Genomic DNA, 22,624 nt, shown 5'->3' with positions numbered 1-22,624 from the left:
GTCTCACCCAAGAGGCAGCGGCGTGTGCCCTGCTACCTCGGGAGACCTGATCGCCGTGATCGCCGACGGCCTGAAGCCCTTGACGATGAGCCAGATGGCGAAGCTGACCTCCCACGCGAACACAGGCAGCGCCAGGACGGTGTGGACACCTTGGCCATAGACGCCGAACAGCATCGCCGTCGCAGACAAGGTGACCAGTGCCCCGCCACTCATCCCCAGTACGGCGATAGCCCGCGGCACCAACCCTGATCGGTACACCAGGTAAGCAAGCAGGAAGCTGTTGAAACCAAGGACCCAGCTAGGTCCGAGCAAGAACGTCCAGTCGTGGATCGCCACCAGCGACCGCTCGATCGCAGCGACCGCGGGATTGCCGGCATCCGCCGTACCGCTCAGGTCCTGTCTGAGTGATACGGCAACCAGGACGCTGACAGCGCCGACGACGATGATCGCGGACTCGAGGAGCCGGCCGCAGACGTAGCCGAGCGCGATGCTGTGGTTCTGTCGCTTGACGACGGGATACAGCGTGACCGCGCTGCCGATACAGGCCACAACGAGTAGTAACTCGAGAAACCCTCCGAGTAGCACTCTGTTGTCCGCATCGGCAGCCGTCAGGTAGTTGCCGTCACGCAGAACAGGTTGATAAAGCAACAGCGCCGGGATCGAGGTGATCTCCGTGGCCAGATAGAACACGCCCGCGATGATCGCGGTACGTCTCAGTGCGCTCAGATTCGCCATGCGAGTGCGCCCCTTGTAGCGGCCCCCCGGTCGCCCCTAGGTGTCTCCGACGGATACGCCTTAGACCACCACTCGCATACGCCCTATTGCGGCTCACCATCCTCTGCCGCGCAACCGCTGTCAACGGTGAACCCACTGCCCATAAACCCGCGGACCAGACATTCGGTATCGCACTTGCTCGTGGATCAAGCCGCCGGCTTCATGTAGCAGTTTGGGGTCGGTGAGTAGTTCTGGTGCATCCGAGTAGGGAGGTCCAGTCGCGGATGCGGCGTACAGCGAGGATGTGGTCTCGGTGGAAGGCAAGTGGGTCTGAGGGGGCGGCGGCGTCTTGGTAGCAGGATTCCCAGTAGGTGCGGAGGGCGGAGAGTTCTTCGACGATGGCGCCGCGGTGGGGCCAGCAGGGTGGGATGACTTTGTGGTCGAGGTTGTAACGAATGGTTGCCCAGGACACCCATTCGGCGAAGTGCTCTAGTTCTTTGGTTGTGCTGGCGGGGTCAAGGTCGCGCCAGCACACGATGTAGGGGTCCGGGGGCGCAGCGAAGGCCAGGGCTCTGGCGAGTTCTTCATCGCGGTTCATCGGAGGGTGGCCTTGCCGATGCTCGCGCGGATCTGGTCGGCGTCGGTGCGGTCGGTCCAGGGAGTCATGGTGAGGAGGATGGGTGGGGCGGTGCGGGCCACAGGATGCCGGTGCCGAAGGGGAGGTACGGATGACGCCGGGTGCTGGTGGAGGTGGTGCGGCCGCCGTCGGAGACGCGGCTCCCGTTGCGGACTTCTTCGTCGCGTTCGCCGCAGACGGCGGCGAGGTGTTGGAGGTCTCGGGGTTGGGCGGAGCCGCCGAGGATAAGGCGGAGGGTGGCGACAAACGGCGTCAGCTGAGAACGCGACTCAGCCGCCGTCTGTTCTCGAACCAAGTCCCACGTCGAATGAATCACCGGGATCTGGTGACGCCCGGGCACGTCACCTGCGGTGATACTTACGACGGTTCGTGTGGAGGGAGATCATCGGTGACTACCGAGCAGCGCTCGACCCTGGAGGCCATCCTGCGGCAGGCTGCATTTGCGGCCGATATCGCGCTGGACAAACAACGGGCCCAAACTCAAGGCACTGTTGTCGGCAGAGCCCCTGCCAGCCGAAGTCACCCTCGCTGGCATCGAGCCCCGGCATTGATCGAACCACAGGAGTGCATATGAGTGACTGGAACACCCAGACCATCACCCAGTTCAGAGCCAACGGAGGCAAGGTCGGCGGCCCGTTCGAAGGCGCGCCGATGGTTCTGGTGCACCACCGCGGCCGCAAGAGCGGACGAGAGTACGTGACCCCCACGATGTACCTCGCACACGAGACCGACCCCGACACCATCTACATCTTCGCAACCAAGAGCGGCGCCCCGACCAACCCGGACTGGTACGCCAACCTCACCGCCGCGGGCAACGCCACCATCGAGCGCGGGACCGAGACGTACGACGTCACGGTCCGCGAGATCACCGGTCCCGACCACGACCGGATCTACGCCGTCCAGGCCGAGCGCTACCCCGGCTTCGCCGAGTACGAACGCCAGACCGCGGGCATCCGCACTATCCCCGTCCTCGAACTCAAGCGCGGGTAGCCGGCGCCAGTTTGTCCGGTGTGGAGATAAGGGCGGGCCTTTGACGGTGGCTCCAGCAAGTGCACGGCTTATCGACCGGGGTGGCCTTGTCGCTGCCTTGGATCGCGCGGCGGCGCGGAAGGTAACAGTCATCTCGGCTCCGGCAGGGAGCGGGAAGACGTGCCTGCTGCGCGCGTGGGCCGACCGGCCGGGGCAGACGTCCCGGCTCGCTCTCGTGCAGGTGCAACGCGACGAGCGCGACGCCCAGCAGTTCTGGCTGGCCGTACTCGACGCGATCGGCCCGGGTACGGCTGCCGCTGGCCGCGTGGAACCGCAAGCAGCGACACCTGACTTCAATGCACGTGCGATGGTCGACCGGGTGCTGTCGGAACTCGCCGACGCGCAGGACATCACCTTGGTCATCGAGGATCTTCACGAGCTGAATTCGCCCGAGGCCCTCGCTCAGCTCACCCGGCTGCTGACGGATCTTCCCCTTCAGGCACACGCGATACTGACCATGCGCCACGACGTACGTCTGCGGCTGCACCAACTGCGTCTGGCCGGCGACCTGGCGGAGATCCGCGCGGCCGACCTGCGCTTTTCGGGGCGCGAAACACGCGACCTTCTCGCCGCCTCGGGCATCACACTGTCGGCCGCTGGGGCCGCGCTGCTGCACCAGCGAACCGAGGGGTGGGCCGCCGGTCTGCGGCTCGCCGCCCTCTCCCTGGCCGGTCGCCCCGATCCGGAGCGGTTCGTCGCCGAGTTCTCCGGCAGCGACCGCACGGTCAGCGAGTACCTGATCGCCGAGATGCTGGAACGCCAGCCGCCAGACGTCCAGGACCTGCTTCTCCGTACCTCCCTGCTCGACCGTGTCAACGGCGCACTCGCCGACCTGCTGACCGACGGGTCCGGCTCGGAACGGATCCTGCTGGAGCTCGAAGATGCGAGCGCGTTCGTCGTCTCACTGGACCCCGAGCGCACGTGGTTCCGGTACCACCATCTGTTCGCGGATCTCTTGCGGCTGGAGCTTCGCCGGAGGCTGGCCGAGGAAGTGCCGGCGCTGCACCGACGCGCCGCTGGATGGTTCACCGCGCACGGGCGCGTCGTTGACGCCATCAAGCACACCCAGGCAGCGGGCGACTGGCCTGATGCCGCCCGGCTGCTCGCGGATCAGTCGTTCAGCCTGACCCTCGACGGGGAAGCGCAGACCATGCAGGCGCTGGTGCAGAATTTTCCCAAGAATGCAGAACATCCCGAGCTCGCGCTGGTGCGCGCGATGGGTGACCTCTCGCAGGGACGTCTGGACCAGGCCGCCAGCGAGCTTGCGTTCGCCGAGGCGCACGTGCAGGCGACGTCATCGGACCGCCGGCGACGCCTCCTGGTGGCGGTCGCGTCGCTGAGGCTGTCGCTGGCCAGGCGGCGCGGCGAGCTTGCCGGTGCGATCGAGCAGGCCGGATTCCTGGCCTCCCCGCTCACTGAGCAGCCCGACGGGGACGTTGCACTAGGCAACGATCTGCGGGCGGTCGCGCTGATGAACCTGGGGACGGCCGAGGCGTGGACGCTCGGGCTGTCAGACGCGCCGGACGCCGAACGGCATCTGCGGGAGGGCGCCACGCTGGCGCGGGAGATCGGTCGCCCGTACCTCGAAGTCGGCTGCTTGGCGCAACTCGGGTTCGCATCGCTGGTCCTCCACTCGTTCGCCACGACCCAGCGGCGCTGCCGTGAGGCGATCGCGCTGGCCGAGCGATACGGATGGGGCGCAGAACCGATCATCGCGCCTGCCCTGATCATGCTCGCCGCCAATCTGATCTGGACGGGTGAGTTCGACGAGGGCGAGCAATGGCTGGAACGAACCAGACAGGCCTTGGAAACAGACACCGGCCCGGACATCACACTCCTCCTGCACCAGACTGCTGGGTTGCTGCACGCCGGCCGCAACCGCCATCAGGAAGCGCTCGAGGAGTTCACCGCCGCCGAGTACATGGGATCGCAGCTTGCAGACTCGCGGGCGTTGGCAACCCGGACCACCCGGTGGCTGCTCGCCACCCAGGCCCGCCTCGGAATGGTCGACGAGGCTCACGCCTTGCTGGCGGCGCTCGATGACGAGTCGGCCGGCTCCGGTGAGATCCTGAACGCCCTCGCGGTGATCCGCCTCGCCGAAAGCGAGCCGGCTGGGGCTCTGACAGCAGTAGCCGACGTTCTGAATGGCACGGCGGCGGTCTTCGGGGACGTCACGGTCATCGAGGCACACCTCTTGGCCGGGCTCGCCCATCGCGAGCTCGGTGACCAGCGCGCGGCAAACCAGGCGACTGAGCGGGCGCTGGACCTGGCGGAGTCTGACCGGTTGATCCTCCCGTTCGCGATCACAGGCTCCCGCGAGCTACTCGAGGCGCTCCCCGGGCATGCAACAGCGCACGCCGCGCTGGCCGCCGACATCCTCGATAGCTTGCACGGCTCTCTTCCGCCGGCCAAGAGGGGATCCTCGTTGCCACCGACAGGAGAGCTCAGCCCCGGCGAGCTGAAAGTGCTGCGTTATCTCCCGACGAACCTGACCCGGCCTGAGATCGCCGACGAACTGTCTGTGTCGCAGAACACCGTCAGCACGCATGTGCGCAGCATCTACGCCAAGCTCCAGGTCGGCGACCGCTCTGCGGCGGTACGGCGCGCGCGGGAACTCCGATTGCTGTCGGCCCGCCGCACGAGGTAGCCCGGGTTCACCTCAAAGCAGTGATGCTCGGTCACCTGCCCGGCCTTGACCATGTGCTTCATGGACGCCATGCCCGCCTGGTACGCCATCCGGATCCACGGCCACCTCGGTGCCGGCGTGCTGTCTGCGTTCCCGGCGCTGGCGTCGCGGCGCGACGGCTCCGACACCGTGCTGACCGGGTTGCTGGACCGGTCAGCGTTGTACGGCGTACTTGCGGAGATCGAGGCCCTCGCCCTCGACCTGATCGAGATTCGTCAGCTCAGCCCGGATCACACATCAGCAGAATCCCGGGACGGATGGTCGGGCACGCAAGAATCACCGGCATCCGGTGACCACCTCCCACCGTCCTGACGGCAAACCTGGACGTCCTGGATCCCAGGTTCTGAAGCACAGGAGGGCACGACCATGAAGGTTCATCGCTGGAAGACGATCACCGCCATGGCCGCCGGCCTGGCTCTTGCCATCGGCGCCGCGCCGCCTGCGATCAGCGGCACGCCGTCACAGGCTGCGACTCTCGTCCAGAGTCCGAAGGTCAGCGCGACGTTGAGCGCGACCGACCTGTCCAAACTGCCGCTCACCAACCGCCATCTGACCAAGCGTGAGAAGGCCAACCTCGCCGTCGTCCTGCGTGCGTACCACGCGGGTGAGGGTGACGTTCTGGACGCCCAGGGATTCATGAACCTGTTCGCCAGGGACGGTGTGCTCAACGGCATCGGCGGCGTCGAGGGACAGTCGAGCCTGCGGGGTCAACAACTGGGCGGTCTGATCGTCTGGATGGGCACATTCCTTCCGGACGTGCACCGAGAGCTCAAGCACATCACCGTGAACGGTGACGTCGTCAGTATTGAACTGTCGATCCAGGGCACCTTCCTCGGCGGGTTCGAGACACCCGCCGGCGTGATCAAGCCCACCGGGGCCAAGGTCGACTTCCCGACCGCCGACTTCTGGTACCTGCGCAACGGCAAGGTCGAGGTGTTCGACTGCCATATCGCCTTCACCACCTTGTACGCACAGCTCGGCATCCTGCCTGACTACGCGTCCGCAGTGGCGGCGTCCGCCCGCACGCACTGAACACAGTCAGCCGAAGGGAAATCCATGACCGTCATCAACCCACCGGCCGCGCGGGCCGGCTCGTACCTGGTCGGAGACCTCGAGCTGAACCGAATCGGCTACGGCGCGATGCAGCTCGCCGGCCCTGGTGTTCTCGGGCCACCGCGCGACCGCGCCGCCGCCATCGAGGTGCTGCGGACCGCTGTCGAGCTGGGCGTCAATCACATCGATACGGCCGACGCGTACGGGCCGTACATCACCAACGAGATCATCCGGGAAGCGCTCTTCCCGTACGACGGCCAGGTGCACATCGCGACCAAGGTCGGAGTGGTCCGCGACGAGAAGGGCGGCTGGCTGGCTGCCAACTCCCCGGAGGCGCTGCGTGCGCAAGTACACGACAACCTCCGCCGGCTCGGACTCGACGTACTCGACATAGTCAACCTGCGGACCCTCGTCGGGATCGATGACCGCGCAACGGTTACAGACACGCTCGTACCCCAGTTCGAGGCGCTCGCTGAACTGCAAGGGCAAGGTCTCATCCGGCACCTCGGCCTGAGCACGGTCAGCCTCGACCAGCTCGGTGCGACCACGACGGCGGTCGCCGAGTCCTGGCTGCTCCAGCACTCACCGAATCTCATGCTGATCCCAGGCACGTCGTCGGTCGATCACCTGCGCGAGAACATCGCGGGCGCGGCCCTGCCCCTGCCGCCCGACGCAGTCGCCGAGCTGGACACGATCTGAGCAGCGGGGCAGGCGCTGGGGTCAGCCGATCCGTCGGTAGCTCCATACGGACAGGGGGATGAACACGGCCAGCAGGCAAGCGACCCACGCCGCGGCCGCGCCGAGTGACGCCGAGGAGCCGTACAACGCGAGGGAGCGGGCGGCGTCACCGGTGACGGTAACGGGGTTGAATCTTGCGAGCGTCTGCAGCCACTCCGGAAAGGTGGCCACCGGCACGAACACCGAGCTGGCGAAGACGAGCGGGAAGATCACGACGAACCCGGCCGTTTGCGCCGTTTCCGCGCCGCGCACCGTCAGCGCCACGAAGGCGAAGATCCAGCTGAGGGCCAAGCCGAACGCGGCGACGACTGCAACGCACGCAATCGCACCGGCAACCCCGCCGAGGAAACGGAACCCGACCAGGTACCCGACAGCGATCATCAGCCCGATGACCGCGATGTTGCGGACCAGGTCGGCGATGGTACGCCCGGCCAGCACCGCGGAACGGGCCATCGGCATCGACCGGAACCGGTCGACCACCCCGCGAGTCAGGTCTTCCTTCAGGCCGACCGCGGTCTGCGAGGCGCCGAACGTGACCGACTGGACGAAGATCCCGGGCAGCAGGAAGTCGACGTACGCCACGCCATCCGGCAAGGAGCGGCCGATCGCGCCGCCGAACACGTAGAAGAACAGCAGGACGAACAGGACCGGCTGGATGGTGGAGAAGACCAGCAGATCCGGCTGGCGGATGAAGTGACGCAGGTTGCGGATCGTGACGACGGCAGTGTCTGTCACCGCCGAGCGCACGGCCTGCGGCGATGGACGGCGGAGCCGCACGACCGGACGACGAGGCGCGGGCCGGCGAGGTGCCGGCCCCTTCGGCGGCGGCTGCTGGGCTCGAGGCCGAGGTGCAGGTTCGCTGCCGTCCTCACTCGGCGCGGCACCGGTCAGCTGCAGGAAGACATCATCCAGGGTGGGCCGGCGCAACCCGATGTCACTGACGGCGATCTGCGCCTGGCGCAACCCGGCGGCAGCCTCCTCCACCAACGCAAGGCCGTTGCGCGGGGCCGGAAGAGTGAGACGGTCCGGCCGCTCGTCCGGCTGCGGCTCGCCGCAACCGACCCTCGAGAGCACGACCTGTGCGCGGTCGCGGTCCCCTGCGCTGGATAGTTCCACCTCCAGAATCTGGCCGCCGACGCGCTCCTTGAGCTCGTTCCCGGTTCCCTCCGCGATCACCTTCCCGCGGTCGATGACCGCGATCCGATCGGCCAGCTGATCGGCCTCCTCCAGGTACTGCGTCGTGAGGAGGATCGTCGTCCCCTCGCGCCGCAACTCGCGCACGATCGCCCAGATCTCGTTGCGGCTGCGCGGATCCAGGCCTGTGGTCGGCTCGTCGAGGAACAGCATCCGCGGGCGGGTGACGAGGCTCGAGGCGATGTCCAGTCTGCGGCGCATGCCGCCGGAGTACGTGCCGGCCGACCGTTCAGCCGCCTGCGCCAGGCCGAATCGCTCCACCAGCTCCCCGGCGCGACGGCGGGCGTCCTCGCGGGACAGATTGAACAGACGGCCGAACATCTCCAGGTTCTCGCGTCCGGTCAACAGTTCGTCGACCGCCGCGAACTGACCCGTGAGGCCGATCAGCTCCCGGACGGCGGCAGGCTCATCCGTCACGTCATGGCCGAGGACCTCCACACGGCCGGCATCGGGCGCCAGCAGCGTGGCCAGAATCCGCACGAGCGTGGTCTTGCCCGCACCATTCGGGCCGAGCAGACCAAATACCATCCCCGCCGGAACCTCCAGCCCAGCGCCATCCAGCGCCACGGTCGTCCCGAACCGCTTGCTCACACCCTCAACCCGTACCGCGGGCACCGACGTACCAAGAGATATCCGTGACGTCACCTGCTCGTCGTCGGCAGTCATGTCGATCTCCTCCAACGGGCCGGGCGGACCTTCGCAACAAACTCAGGTTTGCCGCCCAGCAGGTGATCGGTCGTCACCGGATCGCGGTGATCCGCCCGCTCTACTCGGGAATCACCGTGATCCGGTGACGCTTCCTCACCTGCCTGACAGCAAGCCTGCTAGTTGGGCCCACATCCGGCAGGGAATGCCCGGCGAATTCGAACCAAAGGGAGCTGCAGAAATGCCAAAGGCAGTCAGGTACGACGAGTTCGGCGGCATCGACGTGCTTCGGGTCGAGGAGGTGGAACGCCCGGTACCCGGCGACGGGCAGGTCCTCGTCCGGGTGAAAGCGGCCGGCATCAACCCCAGCGAGGCGGTCATCCGCACCGGCGCAGTGGCCGAGCTGTTCCCGTCGACGTTCCCCTCCGGGCAGGGTAGCGACCTCGCCGGCGTCATCGAGGAGGTCGGCGCCGGGGTCAACGGATTCTCGCCCGGCGACGAAGTCATCGGGTTCTCGGACACGCGGGCCTCCCAGGCCGAGCTGGTCCTGGTCGAGGTCGGCAACCTCACAGGTAAGCCGGAGAAGGTCTCCTGGGAAGTCGGCGGTGGCCTGTATGTCGCCGGCACGACCGCATGGGGGGCAGTTCACGCAGTCGAGCCCAAGGAGGGCGAGACCGTCGTCATCTCGGGAGCCGCCGGGGGCGTCGGCTCGCTCGCCGTACAGCTCGCACGCCGTACCGGGGCCACGGTCATCGGCCTGGCGAGCGAGAACAACCACGAGTGGCTGAAGAGCCACGGCGTGATCCCTGTCGCGTACGGCGCCGGCGTCGCCGACCGGATCACGGCCGCCGCGCCAAGCGGCGTGGACGCCTTCATCGACACCAACGGCGACAGGTACGTCGAGTTGGCCCTCGCACTCGGCGTCGCGGCCGAGCGGATCGACACCATCGTCGACTTCGCGGCCGCCCAGAAATACGGGGTGAAGACCGAGGGCGGCGCAGCAGCCGGGCCGGGCGCCACGGTGCTCGCGGAGTTGGCCGACCTGGTCGCCGGCGGAGCTCTCGAGGTACCGATCGCGAGGGTCTATCCGCTGGCTCAGGTCCGCGAGGCCTACACCGAGCTCGAACGCCGCCACACCCGCGGCAAGATCGTCCTCAGGCCGTAGCCCGCTGATCATGACTTCAGACGCTGAGCGGGCCGACGAGAACCGGCTCGAGTCGCTCGGGGAAACGGTCGAAGCACCACCCAGCCATCGATGGTGGGCCCTGGCGGTGATCGCGATCGCTCAACTGATGGTGGTGCTCGACGGCACCGTCGTGACCATCGCGCTGCCATCGGCGCAACGCGACCTGGGCATCTCCGACGCCGACCGGCAATGGGTGGTCACCGCTTACACCGTCGCGTTCGGCGGCCTGCTGTTGCTTGGCGGACGGATCGCCGACTACACCGGTCGTAAGCGGATGTTCCTGGTCGGGCTGCTCGGGTTCGCCGCGGCGTCGGCGCTCGGTGGTGCGGCGCAGAACGGCGCAACGCTGTTCGGTGCCCGGGCCCTCCAGGGCGCGTTCGCAGCGCTCCTCGCGCCCGCAGCGCTGTCACTGGTCTCGGTGACCTTCACCGAGCTGAAGGAGCGGTCCCGGGCGTTCGCCGTCTACGGCGCAATCTCAGGCGGTGGCTCCGCGATCGGCCTGATCCTCGGCGGCACCCTGACCGAGTACGCATCGTGGCGCTGGTGCCTGCTGATCAACGTGCCCATCGCGATCGCCGCCTTCATCGCCGGCACGATCCTGGTCACCGAGAGCAAGTCCGCGGGCGGAGGCTCGTACGACATCCCTGGCGCGATCCTCGGCACAGCCGGACTGGTCGCCCTCGTGTACGGATTCACCCAAGCGGCCAAGACCGGCGTCGGCTGGCTCTCGATCGAAGTGATCGGCTATCTCGTGGGCGCCGTTATCCTGCTGGTCGCGTTCGTGCTCGTCGAGTTGCGTACGACGAGCCCGCTGTTGCCGATGCGGGTCGTACTCGATCGCAATCGCGGCGGCTCGTACCTCGCCTCACTGCTCGTCTTCGCCGGGCTGTTCGCGATGTTCCTGTTCCTGAGCTACTACTTCCAGTACAACCTGGGCTACAGCGCACTCAAGTCGGGCATCGCGTTCCTGCCGTTCAGCATCGGCATCATCGTCACCTCGGGCGCAGTGTCGGCCGTGCTGCCGCGCACCGGCCCCAAACCACTCATGCTGATCGGGCTCGCCATGGTTGCAATCGGCCTGGGCACCTTCACGTTCATCTCCGACAACAGCAGTTGGGCTCCCCATGTTCTGCCCGGAGAACTACTGATGAGCATCGGCCTGGGCCTCGTGATCGTGCCGCTGTCGAGCCTCGCGCTCACCGGAGTGAACAACAATGACGCGGGAGTCGCCAGCGCGGTCCTCAACTCAACCCAACAAATCGGCGGATCCCTGGGTACCGCACTGTTGAACACCTTCTACGCGAGTGCGGTCACGTCCTATGTCGTTGCCCATCACCTCCCACCCTCCGCATTCAACCCACCCGCCGCGATCCACGGCTACCACGTCGCCTTCTGGATCGGGGCAGCTATGATCACCGCAGCCTTCGTGGCCGTCCTACTCCTGGTCAAGGCCAGCAAGGACGACATCAGCACCCAGCCCGACCCGGAGAGCAGCAGCACCTAGCCGGCGGGCGGCGGGTTCGGCGGAGAACCGGACCCGCCGCATAGTGCTACAGCGACTCTGCGGCCTCGCGGATGATGTCGAGGGTGGCCTTCGGCTGCGACAGCATCGGGACGTGGCTGGAGTCCAGCTCGAAGGTCTTGGCCCCCATCCGCTTGGCTGAGTCGCGCTCGAGCTGCGGCTGGACGGTCTGGTCGTTCGTGCCGACGATGGCCCAGCTCGGCTTCGTCCGCCACGCCGTTCCCTCGACCTTCTGGTCGAACAGGTCCGGAACCGGCGGCATCGCCGTCGCCCACACCAGCGCCTGCTCGGCCTCCGGCAGGTCGCCGGCGAAGAACGGTACGCCGGACTTGAGCAGCCAGATCCGGTCCTCGGCCACCTCGATGTGCTCGAAGATCGGGGTCTTGGGGTAGTTGTTCTGCTGACCTTGTGACGTCTCGTTCTCGTCGGGTCCCAGCGCGGCGATGTAGACCAGCCCGCGAACTCGTTCGTCGATACCCGCGTTGGTGATCAGGGTGCCGCCGTACGAGTGACCGACCAGCAGGACCGGATTCGACGCGCGCGCGACGTTGCGCCGTACGTTGGCGACGTCGTTCGCGAGGTTGTCGAGGGCGTGCTCCGAGGCCAGGCACTCGTAGCCCTCGGCCTGGAGCGGCCCCATCACCTTGCTGAAGCACGAGCCATCGGCCCACAGACCATGAGCGAACACGATGCTTACGTTGCTTGCCATGCCGACTCTCCTTCGGGATGTCGCGGCGGATGCCGCACCCTTCGAAAGTCGTCCTCGAGCGTTGCCCGGCACATCGCACAGGTATGCGATCTCTTGTTCTAGGTTCCGTTGTCGTGCCGGTTGGCGAGCCGGGCCAGTTCGAACCGTGAACGAACCTGCACCTTCTCGAAGATGTGCCGAACGTGGGTGTTCACCGTGTGCAGAGAGACGAACAGTTGCTCGGCGATCTCTCGATTGGTGCAGCCGTCGACCACCAGTTGAGCGACCTGGGACTCCGTGGGAGTGAGCGCGTCCCATCCGCTGTGCACACCTGTCGACAGCAAGACGCGACGCCGTACTCCGTGTTCGCGCAGGCGACCGCGGACCCGCCCGGCGAGCCGGGTCGCGCCGATCCCGACCGCGAGGTCGAGTGCTTCGTCGAGCATCTCGATGCCGTCCGCGGTCGAGCCCTCTGCGAGCAGCGAGCACGCGTAGTCCTCCAGCAGGCTGGCAACGGCCAGCGGTCTTCCCGCGGAACGCATCAGCGGCACGGCCTTGGCCAGCTCGGCCGACGAATGGGTGATCAGTCCTTGCAGGTGGTGAACGCAGGCGGCGATCGAGCTGACATCGGGGTTGAGGCGCAGGCGTTCGATCGCGCCGGCCAGCGTTTCGGACACGAGCTCGTGATCGCCGACAGCGAGTCCGACCCTCACGACCTCCGCGTCACTCGCGATGTCGTGCGGGTACAGACGTCGGGAGTACGGCGCCTCGGCGTCCCAGACCAGCCTCAGCCACTTGTGGGCTTGTCCGATCTGCCCGTGAGCGTTCGCGTGCGCGGCGAGGCCCCACGCCGCGTGAGCGCGGATCGCCGGCGAGGTCGAGTTGATCATCGCCTCGCACATGCGGACCGTTTCGCGGCTGCCCCACTCGTCGGCGGTGTGGACCCGGAGAAAGGCCAGACTGGACAGGTTGGCCGCATCGATGACGCCGCCGACAACGGCTCCGTCGACCAGCGAGACATGGCCCTCGAGAGCCGCGACGGCGTCCGGCAGCCGGCCTGACTGAAGCTTGACGATGCCCGTCAGGGTCTCGAACGTGGACAAGGCCCAGTGCTGCCGATCGCGACGGGCAGCGCGCGCACCCTCCTCAGCGACGGCGATCGCTTCGTCGAATCGGTCCATCGCTGCCAGCAACCAGCCACGGAAGTACGCCGCGAGCCGTGCCCGGACATCCTCCGAAGTACCACGCGCGATCGCCGCATCGAGCCGGGCCAGCCCTCTGGAGAACTCGAGCTGCTGGTAGTCCAAGCCTGCACTGGCCAGATCCATCGCGAACTCGGCTTCCTGGCTGCCGCATTCTCGCGCTGCCGCCTCCGCCGCAGACAGCTTGCCGACCGCCTCGGCGACTCGGCCACCAACCACCAGGTTGTGCACCTCTGCGGCCATCAGCTCGGCACGGAGGTCGCTGGGCAGGTCGGGGAGCGCCAGGCCGTGCCGTGCGTTCTCCACCCGAATGTCCGGCGCCAGCCCGAACATGCTCGCAATCCGCAGCCGCATCTGGGCCTGCTGAGCGGGTGGAAAGGTTTGTCGCAGCACGGTGTCGACGTAGCGCTTCGCCTCGTCGCGGATGCCGGCGGCGAACAGCGAGACAGCGCGCCGCCCTACCAACGGTCCTCGGAGTTCATGGCGCTCTGGCATGAGCAGCAATGCGCGCTCGGCCAGCTCAGCCGACATCGCGGGGTCGGTGATCCCCAATGCTTCAGCTGCATCGGCCAGCACTCCGATCGCAACTGAGTCTCCGAAAGAGGCGCTCTCAGCCACCTGCGCCGCCACTTCCACCGGAAGCGCTCCGCGGCGAAGGAGGACGTCGGCGCCTTCACGATCCAAGGCTCGCCTGACGGCGGTAGGCACGCTCGCGCGTACGGCGTCACGCACCAGGTCGTGCACGAACGACAGCCGGTCGTCGCTCTCGGCGAGGATGTCGGCCTCCATGAGAACCCGGATCGGCGTCACCAGGTCGGGAACGGACATACCCGTCATCGCCGCGATGTCGGCCACCGTGAACCGGCGCCCCAGGGCCGCGGCGCAGGTCGCAATCCGCTCGGAGACCTCGGACATCCTCGCCAGTCGGAGTCGCATGCCGTCACTGACGCGGCTCGGCAGCCGGTCCTCGAGCAGAGTCACCTGCCCCTCCGCGGTCGAAAGGTTGCCCTCGGCAGCCAATCCACGGACGACGTCGACCAGAAGGAACGGGTTTCCGTTGACCGACCGCAGCAACTTCAGCAGCGCGTCGTCCGGCGTGGCGTCCAGGAGGTCTGCGGCGATGGAGGCGATCGCGTCGTAGTCGAGAGGGCCCAGATGAAGGGTGGTGGCGCCGGCGTCCACGAGGGCTACGATCGTGGATTGAAGGGACGCCGACTCCTGGCCGGGCCGTAGCGTGAGTACCCAGGCGATCGGCGTACCCGCGAGTCGAGCGGACAGCACTCTCAGAGCCGCCGCCGTACCCGAGTCGGCCCACTGCAGGTCGTCGAGCACGATCAGCACCGGCGCCGATGTGGCCACTTCCTCGAGCAGCGTCTGAATCTCTTGGAGCAGCCAGAACCGTTGTTCGGGAGCGGCGTACACCTGTCGGAGGCTCGACCGGTCGAGCAACGGCGCATCGTGCTCGAACAACGCCTCGAACAACGGCGCGAGTTCGACCACCCGCTGGGTCGGGTCGGCCATACCGCGCCCCATGCGGAACCCCCGGGCGGCGGCCCGGACCCACGCGGCCTGCAGCAGCCGGGTCTTACCCATGCCAGGACCGCCCTCGATCACGGTCACCGAACCACGCCCGGACACGGCATCGGACAACGCCTGGTCGAGCACGGCGAGTTGATCGTCCCGGCCACGAACTGGAAGCGATGGAACAACGGTCACGCCTAGCGCCTCGCTTTCGCCGAGGGACAATCCTCCCGCCGCTTAGCGGGGTACGTCGAGCCTCTGCCTGGCGCTCGTCAGACACACAGCCGCGCTGTTCAGGTGGTCCGAGCCTGCCAGCAGGTCGGCATCGGCCTCATCCAGCATCACTGCAAGACCTGAGCTCTGCTGTTGATGGGCCAGGACGGCGAATCGCGAGAGCTCGAACGCCTTCATCAAAATGGCCGCGGTCGACATCACCGTCCGCAGCTCATGAAACTCGGCCACCAGGTACTTCGCCGCCACGTCGTCCGCCGGTCGACGGCGCAGTACATCCACAGCGTGCCGCAACGCTGCACCCGCCTCCTGCAGCGACTCCTCCGCACTACCGAACACCCGGCTGCCCTCCCTCCGTCGACACCGAACACGCCGCCGAGCTACGAGGCAGCAACGGCATCAGATCGGTGGTCGGACTGACAAGCGCTCTACCACGTCGTACACGAATTGTGACTAAGCCATCGCGCGTAGCCGCGACTTGGCTCCCCTCTCGACGAACAACGGCACAAAGTCCCGAATCGGAACATCGTCGAACTCGGGGCGCGACTGACTGACGACCTCGGCGACCTCATCCACGGACACCCGCGGGAACTGCTTGGCCAGCCGGTCGATCACCTCGGTGATTGCACGGTCCTCATCTGACCTATCCATCTACACACCATGTCGTCTGAGCCAGACTCAGACAAGCCTCATCCACATTTGACCGACTTGAAGACCGACAAGGGTCGGCTGGTCGTGGATGAGTACCTCGAGGTGCCCGGGCATCCTGAGGTGTTCGCGAGCGGTGACGCGGCCGCCGTACCGGACCTGACCCGGCCCGGTGAGGTCACCCCGATGACAGCCCAGCACGCCCAACGACAAGGCAAACAGGCCGCCGACAACATCGCGGCAAGCTTCGGCACCGGAATCCCGCAGCCTTACCGCCACGAAGACCTCGGCTTCGTCGTCGACCTCGGCGGCACCCAGGCAGCCGCCAACCCCCTGCACGTACCGTTGGCCGGCCTCCCCGCGAAGGTCGTCACCCGCGGCTACCACCTGCTGTCGATGCCCGGCAACCGCGTCCGCACCACCACCGCGGGGTCGACGACGACATGGACGTAGAGACCAAGGGGCACTACGAGTTCCCGTACGGTGACTTCCGCCGCGTCCACCGCTGCGGTGTGATCAGCGCCGAATTCCGCGCCGCGCAGTACAAACACCCCGAAATCCAGCAGGCTCTGGAAAGGATCCACGAACTCCTCGACGGCGACCACGCCTGAGAATCGACGTCGCGCGGTCGCATCCTCACCCACGGCTGGCGCGGGTCCGTCGTCGAGGTCCTGGACGCAATCGAGCCGCTCGCCGTCAGCGAGCCTGCATGGCCGGTCTCGCCGCGCCAAGCGCCGGTCTCGGCGCCGTGGCTCTCGATGAACGCCGTTGCCCAGAGCGAACTCACTCACATCCGGTGCCCACCAGTCGCATCAAGCCGGGAGTTGGCGGAGAGTCTCCTTCACCACCTCGGTGAGGGCTGGGTGGATCCAATAGGGGCGCTCGGCAAGGGTCTTTGTATCGATGTCGAGTGCCATCGCCACGACGAGCGGCTGGATCAGCGTCGCCGCCTGTGGACCAATGATGTGTGCGCCGAGCAGGCGGCCCGTGGAACGGTCGGCGAGCAGCTTGCAGAAGCTGGTCGTGTCCTCCATCGCCCACCCGTACGCGACATCGGCAAACCGGGTGCTTGCGGCAACATAACTTCTTCCCGCGTCGCGAAGATCCTGCTCCGTCGAACCGACCGACGCGACCTGCGGATCGGTGAACACGGCCGCCGGTACTACCTCATGGTCGGTCGCACGCAGATCGTCGGGATGACGCAGGTTGTGCGCAACCACCTCGGCCTCCCGGTTCGCGACATGCTTGAGCGGGTACGCCGAGCAGACGTCGCCCAGCGCGTAGACCCCGTCGACCGTGGTGCGCTGGTACTTGTCCACCACGATGCGGCCGTCGTCGTGCGTGCTGATCCCGGCCTCGGCCAGCTCCAGCTTGTCCGAGTTCGGCGTACGGCCCACGGCGACGAGGAGAGCATCCGCGGTCAGCGTCGTACCGTCGTCAAGGTGCAGCAGTAGCGCGCCGGGTTCGCCGTCCAGCTTGGTCAGTTCGCGACCAAGGTGCAGCTCGAAACGATGCCGCGCAAGATCGGTGTAGGCCTGCGCCACGGATTCGTCCTGCGGTCCGAGCAGCTGGTCCGCCTGCTCGATGATGACGATCTCGCTGCCCGCAGCAGCGAAGACGTGCGCGAACTCGGCCGCGATGTAGCCGCCTCCGAGGATCGCCAGCCGCCGCGGCGGAGTGTCGATCCGCATGATCGTGTCCGACGTCTCGTACGGCAGACCCGACGCCGCAACGGGCGGCGGTACCAACGGACGCCCGCCGGCCGCGATCACGATCTGATCGGCCTCCACCGAGACCGACTCCGCACCCAGCTCGATCTGCAACCTTCTCGGCCCCAGGAAGCGAGCGTGTCCCGGATACACGGTCACGAAGTCGCTCGCCTCGCGACCAGCACGCCCCCTCGCCTCATCCGCATCGATCCGCTTGAAGACGCGGTCCCGGAGCTCGGTCCAGCGCAATCCCAGCAGCTCGGCATCGACGTCGTACCGCGTTGCCCCGCGGACGGTATCTGCGACCTCGGCCGCATAGGCAAGCATCTTGGACGGGATACACCCGAAGTTCAAACAGGTCCCACCGAACCGACGCTCCTCCACGACGGCGACATCGAGCCCGGCAAAAGAGTCCCCGATAACCATGTTCCCGGACCCGGCCCCGATGACAACCACATCGTGATGCCTCATCCTCGGAGTCTAGATCGTCCGTTCTGCTGTAATCGTCGAGTTCACGTCATGGCGTGGGCGCCGAGAGTGACTTCCTTGATCAATCCGCGAAGGCGCACTGTCCTGGCGACGAAGTACTGCTCGAACTCCCGGCTGGTCAGTGGTGCCTCAACGATGCGTTTCTCACGAAGCGCAAACCTGATCGGCCCTGCCCTCCTCGCATGAGCGCGCTCGCACGGCCATCGACTCGCGGCTCGGCCGGCTCTTCTCGCTCGCGACTCACGGAGCAGCGACGGAGCAGACGCCGAAATCGTACTCAGCTGACCTCGCCGAACAACTGGGCCGACCCATGCCACGAACTAGGCCTCTGACCTGCGGAAACAGCCCTCGTGGACCTCTCGCCGCAGAGACCTATTCCGAGTACGCCAGCGGCCCAGGGCGTACATGTTCCGGTTCTCTGCGGAAGACCACCAACGCTTCACCGGTGACCGCGACATGACGAAGGTCCGCGAGCTCGAGTCGTTCGCCGACTGGCTCGACAAGCATCGGGATGAGTTGAAGGCTTCGCAGGGCTGAGGTCAGCGGGGTGGGCGGAGTACGGCGAAGGGGTCTGTGACGGTTAGTTCGCGGGCAGCGAATTTGTAGACGGTGGCGGGGCGGCCGCCGCTTTGGCCGGGGGTGGCTCGGCGGTTCGTGGGGGCTATTACGTGCCGCCGGGTCAGGACCCGGGTGAGGTTGGTGGCGCCGAGCTCGTAGCCCAGGGCGGCGCCGAAGAGGTCGCGCAGCTCGGCGATGGTGAACTCCAGCGGAGCCAGCGCGAACCCGATGTTGGTGTACGACAGCTTGGCGCGCAGCCGCGCAACCGCGGCCTCGATGAAGAAGTGATGGTCGAACGCGGTCGGCGGCAGCTCGTCGACCGCGTGCCAGACCGTGTCGGCCGGCAGTACCGGGCGTACGTCGGACGGGACCAGGCCGAGATAACCCGTCGCCAGCACGCGGGCCCGCGGATCACGGTCGATCGCGCTGTGCGTCGCCACCTGCTCGAGGTGTGCGACGTCGCGTACGTCGACCTTCGCCGCGAGGTGCGCGGTGATTGCCTCCCGCAGCCGCTGCGCGGGCTCGACCCCACCGCCGGGAAGCGCCCAGCGGCCGCGGAACGGGCTCCGGGCGCGCTTCCACAGCAGGACGCACAACCTGCCGTCGCGGACCGACAGAACGATGGCGAGCGCTTCGTGCGGGTAACTGGGGAAGTTAACCGGATCACCTTTCTTGGCTGCGGGCACGCCGCCGATGGTAGCGTGCACCTAGTTATCGCCTGTCAGGCGAAAACATGGCTGACGCAGACGGAGATGAACCCGTGCAACTGACGACAGAGACGATCCGGACCGCAGTACTCGCCGCACTGGCCGAGGATCAGGCGGCGGACGACGTCACCACGCGATGGAGTGTCCCGGCAGACCTGCGGGTCGAGGCCACCATGATCGCCAAGCAGTCGGGCCGCGTGGCCGGACTTCCGCTGGTAGAAGGCGTGTTCGCGGCCGTCGACCCCGACGTCTCGGTGGAACTCGTGGTCGCGGACGGCGATCCGGTCGTCCCGGGGCAACTGCTGGCAAGGTTGAGCGGGTCGGCACGGTCGATCCTCACCGGCGAGCGAGTGGCGCTGAACTTCGTCCAGCGGATGTCCGGTATCGCGACCCTCACGGCGGCCTTCGTGGCTGCGATCGGGGCGCGCCCGGTCCGGCTCCTCGACACCCGCAAGACCGCGCCCGGCCTCCGGGCCACGGACAAGTACGCCGTGGGCTGCGGAGGCGGCACGAATCACCGCCTCGACCTGGCCGCGATGGTGCTGCTGAAGGAGAACCATCTCGCCGCGGCCGGCGGCGTCCTCCCGGCGGTCCGCCGAGTGCGCGACGGCATGACCGCGGAAGGCCGGACGATGGCGATCGAGGTCGAGGTCACCACCGCCGAGGAAGCCCGCCAGGCGCTGGACTGCCGGGTCGAGTGGATCCTGCTCGACAACATGTCGGCCGAGGAAATGGTCCAGATCGTCGAGCGGCGCAACGCCTCCGGCTCCGACGCACGACTCGAGGCCTCCGGCACCGTCACGCTCGACACCATCGCCGGCGTCGCCGCCACCGGTGTCGACGCCGTCTCGGTCGGCGCCCTGACCCACTCCCCCGCCGCACTCGACATCAGCCTGCTCGTGGCTTAGTCGTCCCCAGTTATCGCCTACCAAGCGAAATCTCTCGAGAGAAGGACCTGTTGTGACCGTTGGCACAGCAATCACATGGCAGGAAGAGGTACGCCGCCTCGCCCGCGAGCGGGATGCCGTCGTACTCGCCCACAACTACCAGGAACCGGCGATCCAGGACGTCGCCGACCACGTCGGCGATTCCCTCGCGCTGTCGCGGATCGCGGCGAGTACGGACGCGTCCACGATCGTGTTCTGCGGCGTGCACTTCATGGCGGAGACCGCCAAACTGCTCAGCCCGGACAAGACCGTGCTGATTCCGACCGCCCAAGCGGGCTGCTCGCTCGCGGACACCATCGACGCCGACCAACTGCGGGCCTGGAAGGCCGAGCACCCCGACGCCGCGGTCGTCGCCTATGTCAACACCACCGCCGCGGTGAAGGCCGAGGCCGACGTCTGCTGTACGTCGTCCAACGCGGTCGAGGTGGTGAACTCGATCCCGGCCGACCAGCCGATCCTGTTCCTGCCCGACCAGTTCCTCGGCGCGCACGTCCGGCGGCAGACCGGCCGGGACAACATCGAGGTGTGGATGGGCGAGTGCCATGTGCACGCCGGCATCACCGCGGCCGACCTGCGCGCTCAGGTGGCGGCCGATCCCGAGGCCGAGGTCCTCATCCATCCCGAGTGCGGCTGCGCGTCGTCGGCGGTCTGGCTCGCGGGCGTCGGTGACCTGCCGGCCGAGCGGACCCACATCCTGTCCACCGCCGGCATGCTGGACACCGCTCGCGAACTGACCTCGAAGACGGCCCTGATCGCGACCGAGATCGGCATGCTCCACCAGCTTCGCAAGGTCAACCAGCAGACGAACTTCCTGCCGGTGAACCCGAAGGCCTCGTGCCGGTTCATGAAGATGATCACCCCGGAGCTGTTGGTGCGGTGCCTGCGCGAAGGACGCGACGAGATCCAGCTCCCGCCCGAGACCATCGAGCGGGCCCGGCGTTCGGTCGAGCGGATGGTTGCCATCGGCAAGCCTGCGGGTGCCCGATGACGCGCGCCGTGGACGTCGTCGTCATCGGCTCCGGCGTCGCGGGCCTGTCGACCGCGCTCGGGCTCGCGGCGACCCGCGAGGTGCTGCTGCTCAGCGTGGGCGACGGCAGCACCCCCTGGGCGCAGGGCGGCGTCTCGGCGGCGTACGGCGAGGACGATCCGCTCGATCACGCTCACGACACCGACGTCGCCGGCGCGGGCTTCTGCGATCCCCGCAACGTCCGGGCGCTGGTCGAGGAAGGACCGCAGCGGGTTGCCGAGCTGATCGCCCACGGGGCTCGCTTCGACCGCAACGCGGACGGGTCGCTGTCGAGGACGTTGGAGGGCGGTCACAGCCGTCCTCGGATCGTGCATGCCGGCGGTGACGCCACCGGTGCGGAGGTGCATCGGGCGCTCCGTAGCGCCCTCGAGCGGACCGGCGTACGGACGATGACCGGACGGACCGTCGGGCTGGTCCAGTCGGAGTCCGGAAGCATCGTCGGCGTGCTGGTCGACACCGGCGCGCAGACCGAGCAGATCGACGCGCGCGCCGTCGTACTGGCCACCGGCGGTATCGGCAACGCGTACCTGGCCAGCACCAATCCGTCGACGGTGCGCGGGGACGGCATCGCCCTGGCGCTGCAGGCGGGCGCGTCGCTGGTGGACATGGAGTTCGTCCAGTTCCACCCGACCGTGCTCTACACCGGCGAGACCAGCGGGCAGCTGCCGTTGGTCACCGAGGCGGTCCGGGGCGAGGGCGCCGTACTGCGCGACATCCACGGCCGCCGGATCATGGACGGACTGCACCCGCGGGCCGACCTGGCCCCGCGGGACATCGTCGCGCGGGCGATCGAGTCGACGATGCGGCGGGACGGATCCAATCACGTCTGGCTGGATGCGACTGCGGTCGCGCCCGACGTACTGCGCCGGCGGTTCCCGACCGTGCTGGCCTCCTGCGCACGCATCGGCGTGGACCTGCTGACCGAGCAGATTCCGGTCGCGCCGGCTGAGCACTTCCTCTGCGGCGGCGTCCGGACCGACCGCAACGGAGCCACCGAGGTACCGGGCCTGTACGCCGTCGGCGAGGTCGCGGCGACCGGCGTACACGGGGCCAACCGGCTCGCGTCGAACAGCCTGCTGGAGGGTCTGGTCTTCGGTCGGCGGGTCGCAACGGCCCTGACCCTCGACCTCCCCGCGCGGGACCGCGGTCGTACGCACGAGCTCGCACTCGGCGAGGATCGCGACCCGGAGCGGATCCGCACGATCCTGACCAAGTACGCCGGTATCCGTCGCGACGGCGCCGGTCTGAACGCCGCCGCGGACGAGCTCGGGTCCGCGGGCACCGGGCCGCTCGCGACGGTGGCACGATCCGTCGTCGCGGCGGCAACGGCCCGGCAGGACAGCCGCGGCTGCCACTGGCGCTCCGACCATCCGCACCCCGACGACAGGTGGGACGACCACATCGCCGTACGCCTCGACGAAGCCGGGACGAGCCCGGAAATATCCAACATGTTTCTGTCCTACGCCGCGCAAAAATAACAAAAGCCGGAGTAA

At 67.5% G+C, this 22,624-nt stretch carries 21 protein-coding genes; 13 read left to right on the top strand and 8 right to left on the bottom strand.

Annotation, left to right across the window (positions count from 1 at the left end):
• Nucleotides 1-3: 3 nt before the first annotated feature.
• Nucleotides 4-735, bottom strand: coding sequence for a DUF4386 domain-containing protein (locus FDA38_RS06305; RefSeq protein ID WP_137253091.1), 732 nt, complete (start codon nt 733-735; stop codon nt 4-6).
• 1,186 nt (nt 736-1,921) lie between these two features.
• On the opposite strand from FDA38_RS06305, the gene FDA38_RS06300 reads away from it, so the two are divergent.
• From FDA38_RS06300 to FDA38_RS06280, 5 genes are all read left to right on the top strand, one after another.
• The gene (locus FDA38_RS06300) at nt 1,922-2,341 is read left to right on the top strand and encodes a nitroreductase family deazaflavin-dependent oxidoreductase (RefSeq protein WP_137253090.1); all 420 of its coding nucleotides are present in this window, start codon (nt 1,922-1,924) and stop codon (nt 2,339-2,341) included.
• 97 nt (nt 2,342-2,438) lie between these two features.
• Complete coding sequence (locus FDA38_RS06295) at nt 2,439-5,027, top strand: LuxR C-terminal-related transcriptional regulator (RefSeq protein ID WP_202877570.1); 2,589 nt, start codon at nt 2,439-2,441, stop codon at nt 5,025-5,027.
• A 60-nt stretch (nt 5,028-5,087) separates the two neighbouring features.
• Nucleotides 5,088-5,378: a hypothetical protein gene (locus FDA38_RS06290; protein ID WP_202877569.1), complete on the top strand. Its 291-nt coding sequence runs from the start codon at nt 5,088-5,090 to the stop codon at nt 5,376-5,378.
• Between the two features lie 54 nt (nt 5,379-5,432).
• Complete coding sequence (locus FDA38_RS06285; RefSeq protein WP_137253088.1) at nt 5,433-6,098, top strand: nuclear transport factor 2 family protein; 666 nt, start codon at nt 5,433-5,435, stop codon at nt 6,096-6,098.
• Between the two features lie 24 nt (nt 6,099-6,122).
• Nucleotides 6,123-6,818 carry an aldo/keto reductase gene (locus tag FDA38_RS06280; protein ID WP_137253087.1) on the top strand — a complete coding sequence of 232 codons (696 nt, stop codon included), beginning with the start codon at nt 6,123-6,125 and terminating at the stop codon, nt 6,816-6,818.
• Between the two features lie 21 nt (nt 6,819-6,839).
• On the opposite strand, the gene FDA38_RS43545 is transcribed toward FDA38_RS06280, so the two are convergent.
• Nucleotides 6,840-8,717, bottom strand: a complete 1,878-nt coding sequence (locus FDA38_RS43545) for an ABC transporter permease (RefSeq protein WP_325053044.1) — start codon at nt 8,715-8,717, stop codon at nt 6,840-6,842.
• Between the two features lie 220 nt (nt 8,718-8,937).
• Here FDA38_RS43545 and FDA38_RS06270 point away from each other — a divergent pair, with 220 nt between their 5' ends.
• Nucleotides 8,938-9,861: an NADP-dependent oxidoreductase gene (locus FDA38_RS06270; RefSeq protein ID WP_137253086.1), complete on the top strand. Its 924-nt coding sequence runs from the start codon at nt 8,938-8,940 to the stop codon at nt 9,859-9,861.
• A 10-nt stretch (nt 9,862-9,871) separates the two neighbouring features.
• Entirely contained in the window at nt 9,872-11,386 is a 1,515-nt protein-coding gene (locus FDA38_RS06265; protein WP_137253085.1) for an MFS transporter, read from the top strand.
• Between the two features lie 46 nt (nt 11,387-11,432).
• On the opposite strand, the gene FDA38_RS06260 is transcribed toward FDA38_RS06265, so the two are convergent.
• The 4 genes from FDA38_RS06260 to FDA38_RS06245 all read right to left on the bottom strand — a co-directional run bounded on the left by FDA38_RS06260 (nt 11,433) and on the right by FDA38_RS06245 (nt 15,697).
• Complete coding sequence (locus FDA38_RS06260) at nt 11,433-12,113, bottom strand: alpha/beta fold hydrolase (RefSeq protein WP_137253084.1); 681 nt, start codon at nt 12,111-12,113, stop codon at nt 11,433-11,435.
• 98 nt (nt 12,114-12,211) lie between these two features.
• Complete coding sequence (locus tag FDA38_RS06255; RefSeq protein ID WP_170989599.1) at nt 12,212-15,010, bottom strand: helix-turn-helix transcriptional regulator; 2,799 nt, start codon at nt 15,008-15,010, stop codon at nt 12,212-12,214.
• A 42-nt stretch (nt 15,011-15,052) separates the two neighbouring features.
• On the bottom strand, nt 15,053-15,385 hold the full coding sequence (locus FDA38_RS06250; RefSeq protein ID WP_137253082.1) for a hypothetical protein: 333 nt from the start codon (nt 15,383-15,385) through the stop codon (nt 15,053-15,055).
• A 114-nt stretch (nt 15,386-15,499) separates the two neighbouring features.
• Nucleotides 15,500-15,697: a three-helix bundle dimerization domain-containing protein gene (locus FDA38_RS06245; RefSeq protein ID WP_137253081.1), complete on the bottom strand. Its 198-nt coding sequence runs from the start codon at nt 15,695-15,697 to the stop codon at nt 15,500-15,502.
• A gap of 57 nt (nt 15,698-15,754) precedes the next feature.
• On the opposite strand from FDA38_RS06245, the gene FDA38_RS06240 reads away from it, so the two are divergent.
• The gene (locus FDA38_RS06240) at nt 15,755-16,147 is read left to right on the top strand and encodes an FAD-dependent oxidoreductase (protein ID WP_233714555.1); all 393 of its coding nucleotides are present in this window, start codon (nt 15,755-15,757) and stop codon (nt 16,145-16,147) included.
• On the top strand, nt 16,138-16,305 hold the full coding sequence (locus FDA38_RS42085) for a hypothetical protein (RefSeq protein WP_170989598.1): 168 nt from the start codon (nt 16,138-16,140) through the stop codon (nt 16,303-16,305). Before FDA38_RS06240 ends, FDA38_RS42085 begins: the two co-directional genes overlap by 10 nt.
• Nucleotides 16,306-16,506: 201 nt before the next feature.
• Here FDA38_RS42085 and FDA38_RS06235 read toward each other — a convergent pair whose 3' ends face one another.
• Nucleotides 16,507-17,874: a mycothione reductase gene (locus FDA38_RS06235; protein ID WP_137253079.1), complete on the bottom strand. Its 1,368-nt coding sequence runs from the start codon at nt 17,872-17,874 to the stop codon at nt 16,507-16,509.
• Nucleotides 17,875-18,297: 423 nt separating this feature from the next.
• Between FDA38_RS06235 and FDA38_RS43370 the strand changes: the two genes are divergently transcribed.
• The gene (locus FDA38_RS43370; protein ID WP_267901735.1) at nt 18,298-18,429 is read left to right on the top strand and encodes a hypothetical protein; all 132 of its coding nucleotides are present in this window, start codon (nt 18,298-18,300) and stop codon (nt 18,427-18,429) included.
• Between the two features lie 2 nt (nt 18,430-18,431).
• Here FDA38_RS43370 and FDA38_RS06230 read toward each other — a convergent pair whose 3' ends face one another.
• Nucleotides 18,432-19,136, bottom strand: coding sequence for an NUDIX hydrolase (locus tag FDA38_RS06230; protein WP_137253078.1), 705 nt, complete (start codon nt 19,134-19,136; stop codon nt 18,432-18,434).
• Nucleotides 19,137-19,210: 74 nt separating this feature from the next.
• On the opposite strand from FDA38_RS06230, the gene nadC reads away from it, so the two are divergent.
• Genes nadC through nadB form a run of 3 tightly spaced genes read left to right on the top strand, consistent with a single transcriptional unit; the run spans nt 19,211 to nt 22,609 of the window.
• The gene (nadC, locus tag FDA38_RS06225; RefSeq protein ID WP_202877568.1) at nt 19,211-20,065 is read left to right on the top strand and encodes a carboxylating nicotinate-nucleotide diphosphorylase; all 855 of its coding nucleotides are present in this window, start codon (nt 19,211-19,213) and stop codon (nt 20,063-20,065) included.
• Nucleotides 20,066-20,117: 52 nt separating this feature from the next.
• Nucleotides 20,118-21,092 carry a quinolinate synthase NadA gene (gene nadA / locus FDA38_RS06220; RefSeq protein WP_137253076.1) on the top strand — a complete coding sequence of 325 codons (975 nt, stop codon included), beginning with the start codon at nt 20,118-20,120 and terminating at the stop codon, nt 21,090-21,092.
• Entirely contained in the window at nt 21,089-22,609 is a 1,521-nt protein-coding gene (gene nadB, locus FDA38_RS06215) for an L-aspartate oxidase (protein ID WP_137253075.1), read from the top strand. Before nadA ends, nadB begins: the two co-directional genes overlap by 4 nt.
• The last annotated feature ends 15 nt before the right edge of the window (nt 22,610-22,624 follow it).

It is taken from the genome of Kribbella jiaozuonensis (assembly GCF_005233875.1).
GTDB lineage: Bacteria > Actinomycetota > Actinomycetes > Propionibacteriales > Kribbellaceae > Kribbella > Kribbella jiaozuonensis.
The sequence above is the reverse complement of the archived record's forward strand: the minus strand, read 5'-3'. Positions and strand labels throughout refer to the sequence as shown.

What these genes read in the sequence shown, in the direction of transcription:
- FDA38_RS06305 (WP_137253091.1), bottom strand. Translation starts at nt 735, where the DNA reads ATGGCGAATCTGAGCGCACTGAGACGTACCGCGATCATCGCGGGCGTG.
- FDA38_RS06300 (WP_137253090.1), top strand. Translation starts at nt 1,922, where the DNA reads ATGAGTGACTGGAACACCCAGACCATCACCCAGTTCAGAGCCAACGGA.
- FDA38_RS06290 (WP_202877569.1), top strand. Translation starts at nt 5,088, where the DNA reads ATGGACGCCATGCCCGCCTGGTACGCCATCCGGATCCACGGCCACCTC.
- FDA38_RS06285 (WP_137253088.1), top strand. Translation starts at nt 5,433, where the DNA reads ATGAAGGTTCATCGCTGGAAGACGATCACCGCCATGGCCGCCGGCCTG.
- FDA38_RS06280 (WP_137253087.1), top strand. Translation starts at nt 6,123, where the DNA reads ATGACCGTCATCAACCCACCGGCCGCGCGGGCCGGCTCGTACCTGGTC.
- FDA38_RS43545 (WP_325053044.1), bottom strand. Translation starts at nt 8,717, where the DNA reads ATGACTGCCGACGACGAGCAGGTGACGTCACGGATATCTCTTGGTACG.
- FDA38_RS06270 (WP_137253086.1), top strand. Translation starts at nt 8,938, where the DNA reads ATGCCAAAGGCAGTCAGGTACGACGAGTTCGGCGGCATCGACGTGCTT.
- FDA38_RS06265 (WP_137253085.1), top strand. Translation starts at nt 9,872, where the DNA reads ATGACTTCAGACGCTGAGCGGGCCGACGAGAACCGGCTCGAGTCGCTC.
- FDA38_RS06260 (WP_137253084.1), bottom strand. Translation starts at nt 12,113, where the DNA reads ATGGCAAGCAACGTAAGCATCGTGTTCGCTCATGGTCTGTGGGCCGAT.
- FDA38_RS06245 (WP_137253081.1), bottom strand. Translation starts at nt 15,697, where the DNA reads ATGGATAGGTCAGATGAGGACCGTGCAATCACCGAGGTGATCGACCGG.
- FDA38_RS42085 (WP_170989598.1), top strand. Translation starts at nt 16,138, where the DNA reads ATGGACGTAGAGACCAAGGGGCACTACGAGTTCCCGTACGGTGACTTC.
- FDA38_RS06235 (WP_137253079.1), bottom strand. Translation starts at nt 17,874, where the DNA reads ATGAGGCATCACGATGTGGTTGTCATCGGGGCCGGGTCCGGGAACATG.
- FDA38_RS43370 (WP_267901735.1), top strand. Translation starts at nt 18,298, where the DNA reads ATGTTCCGGTTCTCTGCGGAAGACCACCAACGCTTCACCGGTGACCGC.
- nadB (WP_137253075.1), top strand. Translation starts at nt 21,089, where the DNA reads ATGACGCGCGCCGTGGACGTCGTCGTCATCGGCTCCGGCGTCGCGGGC.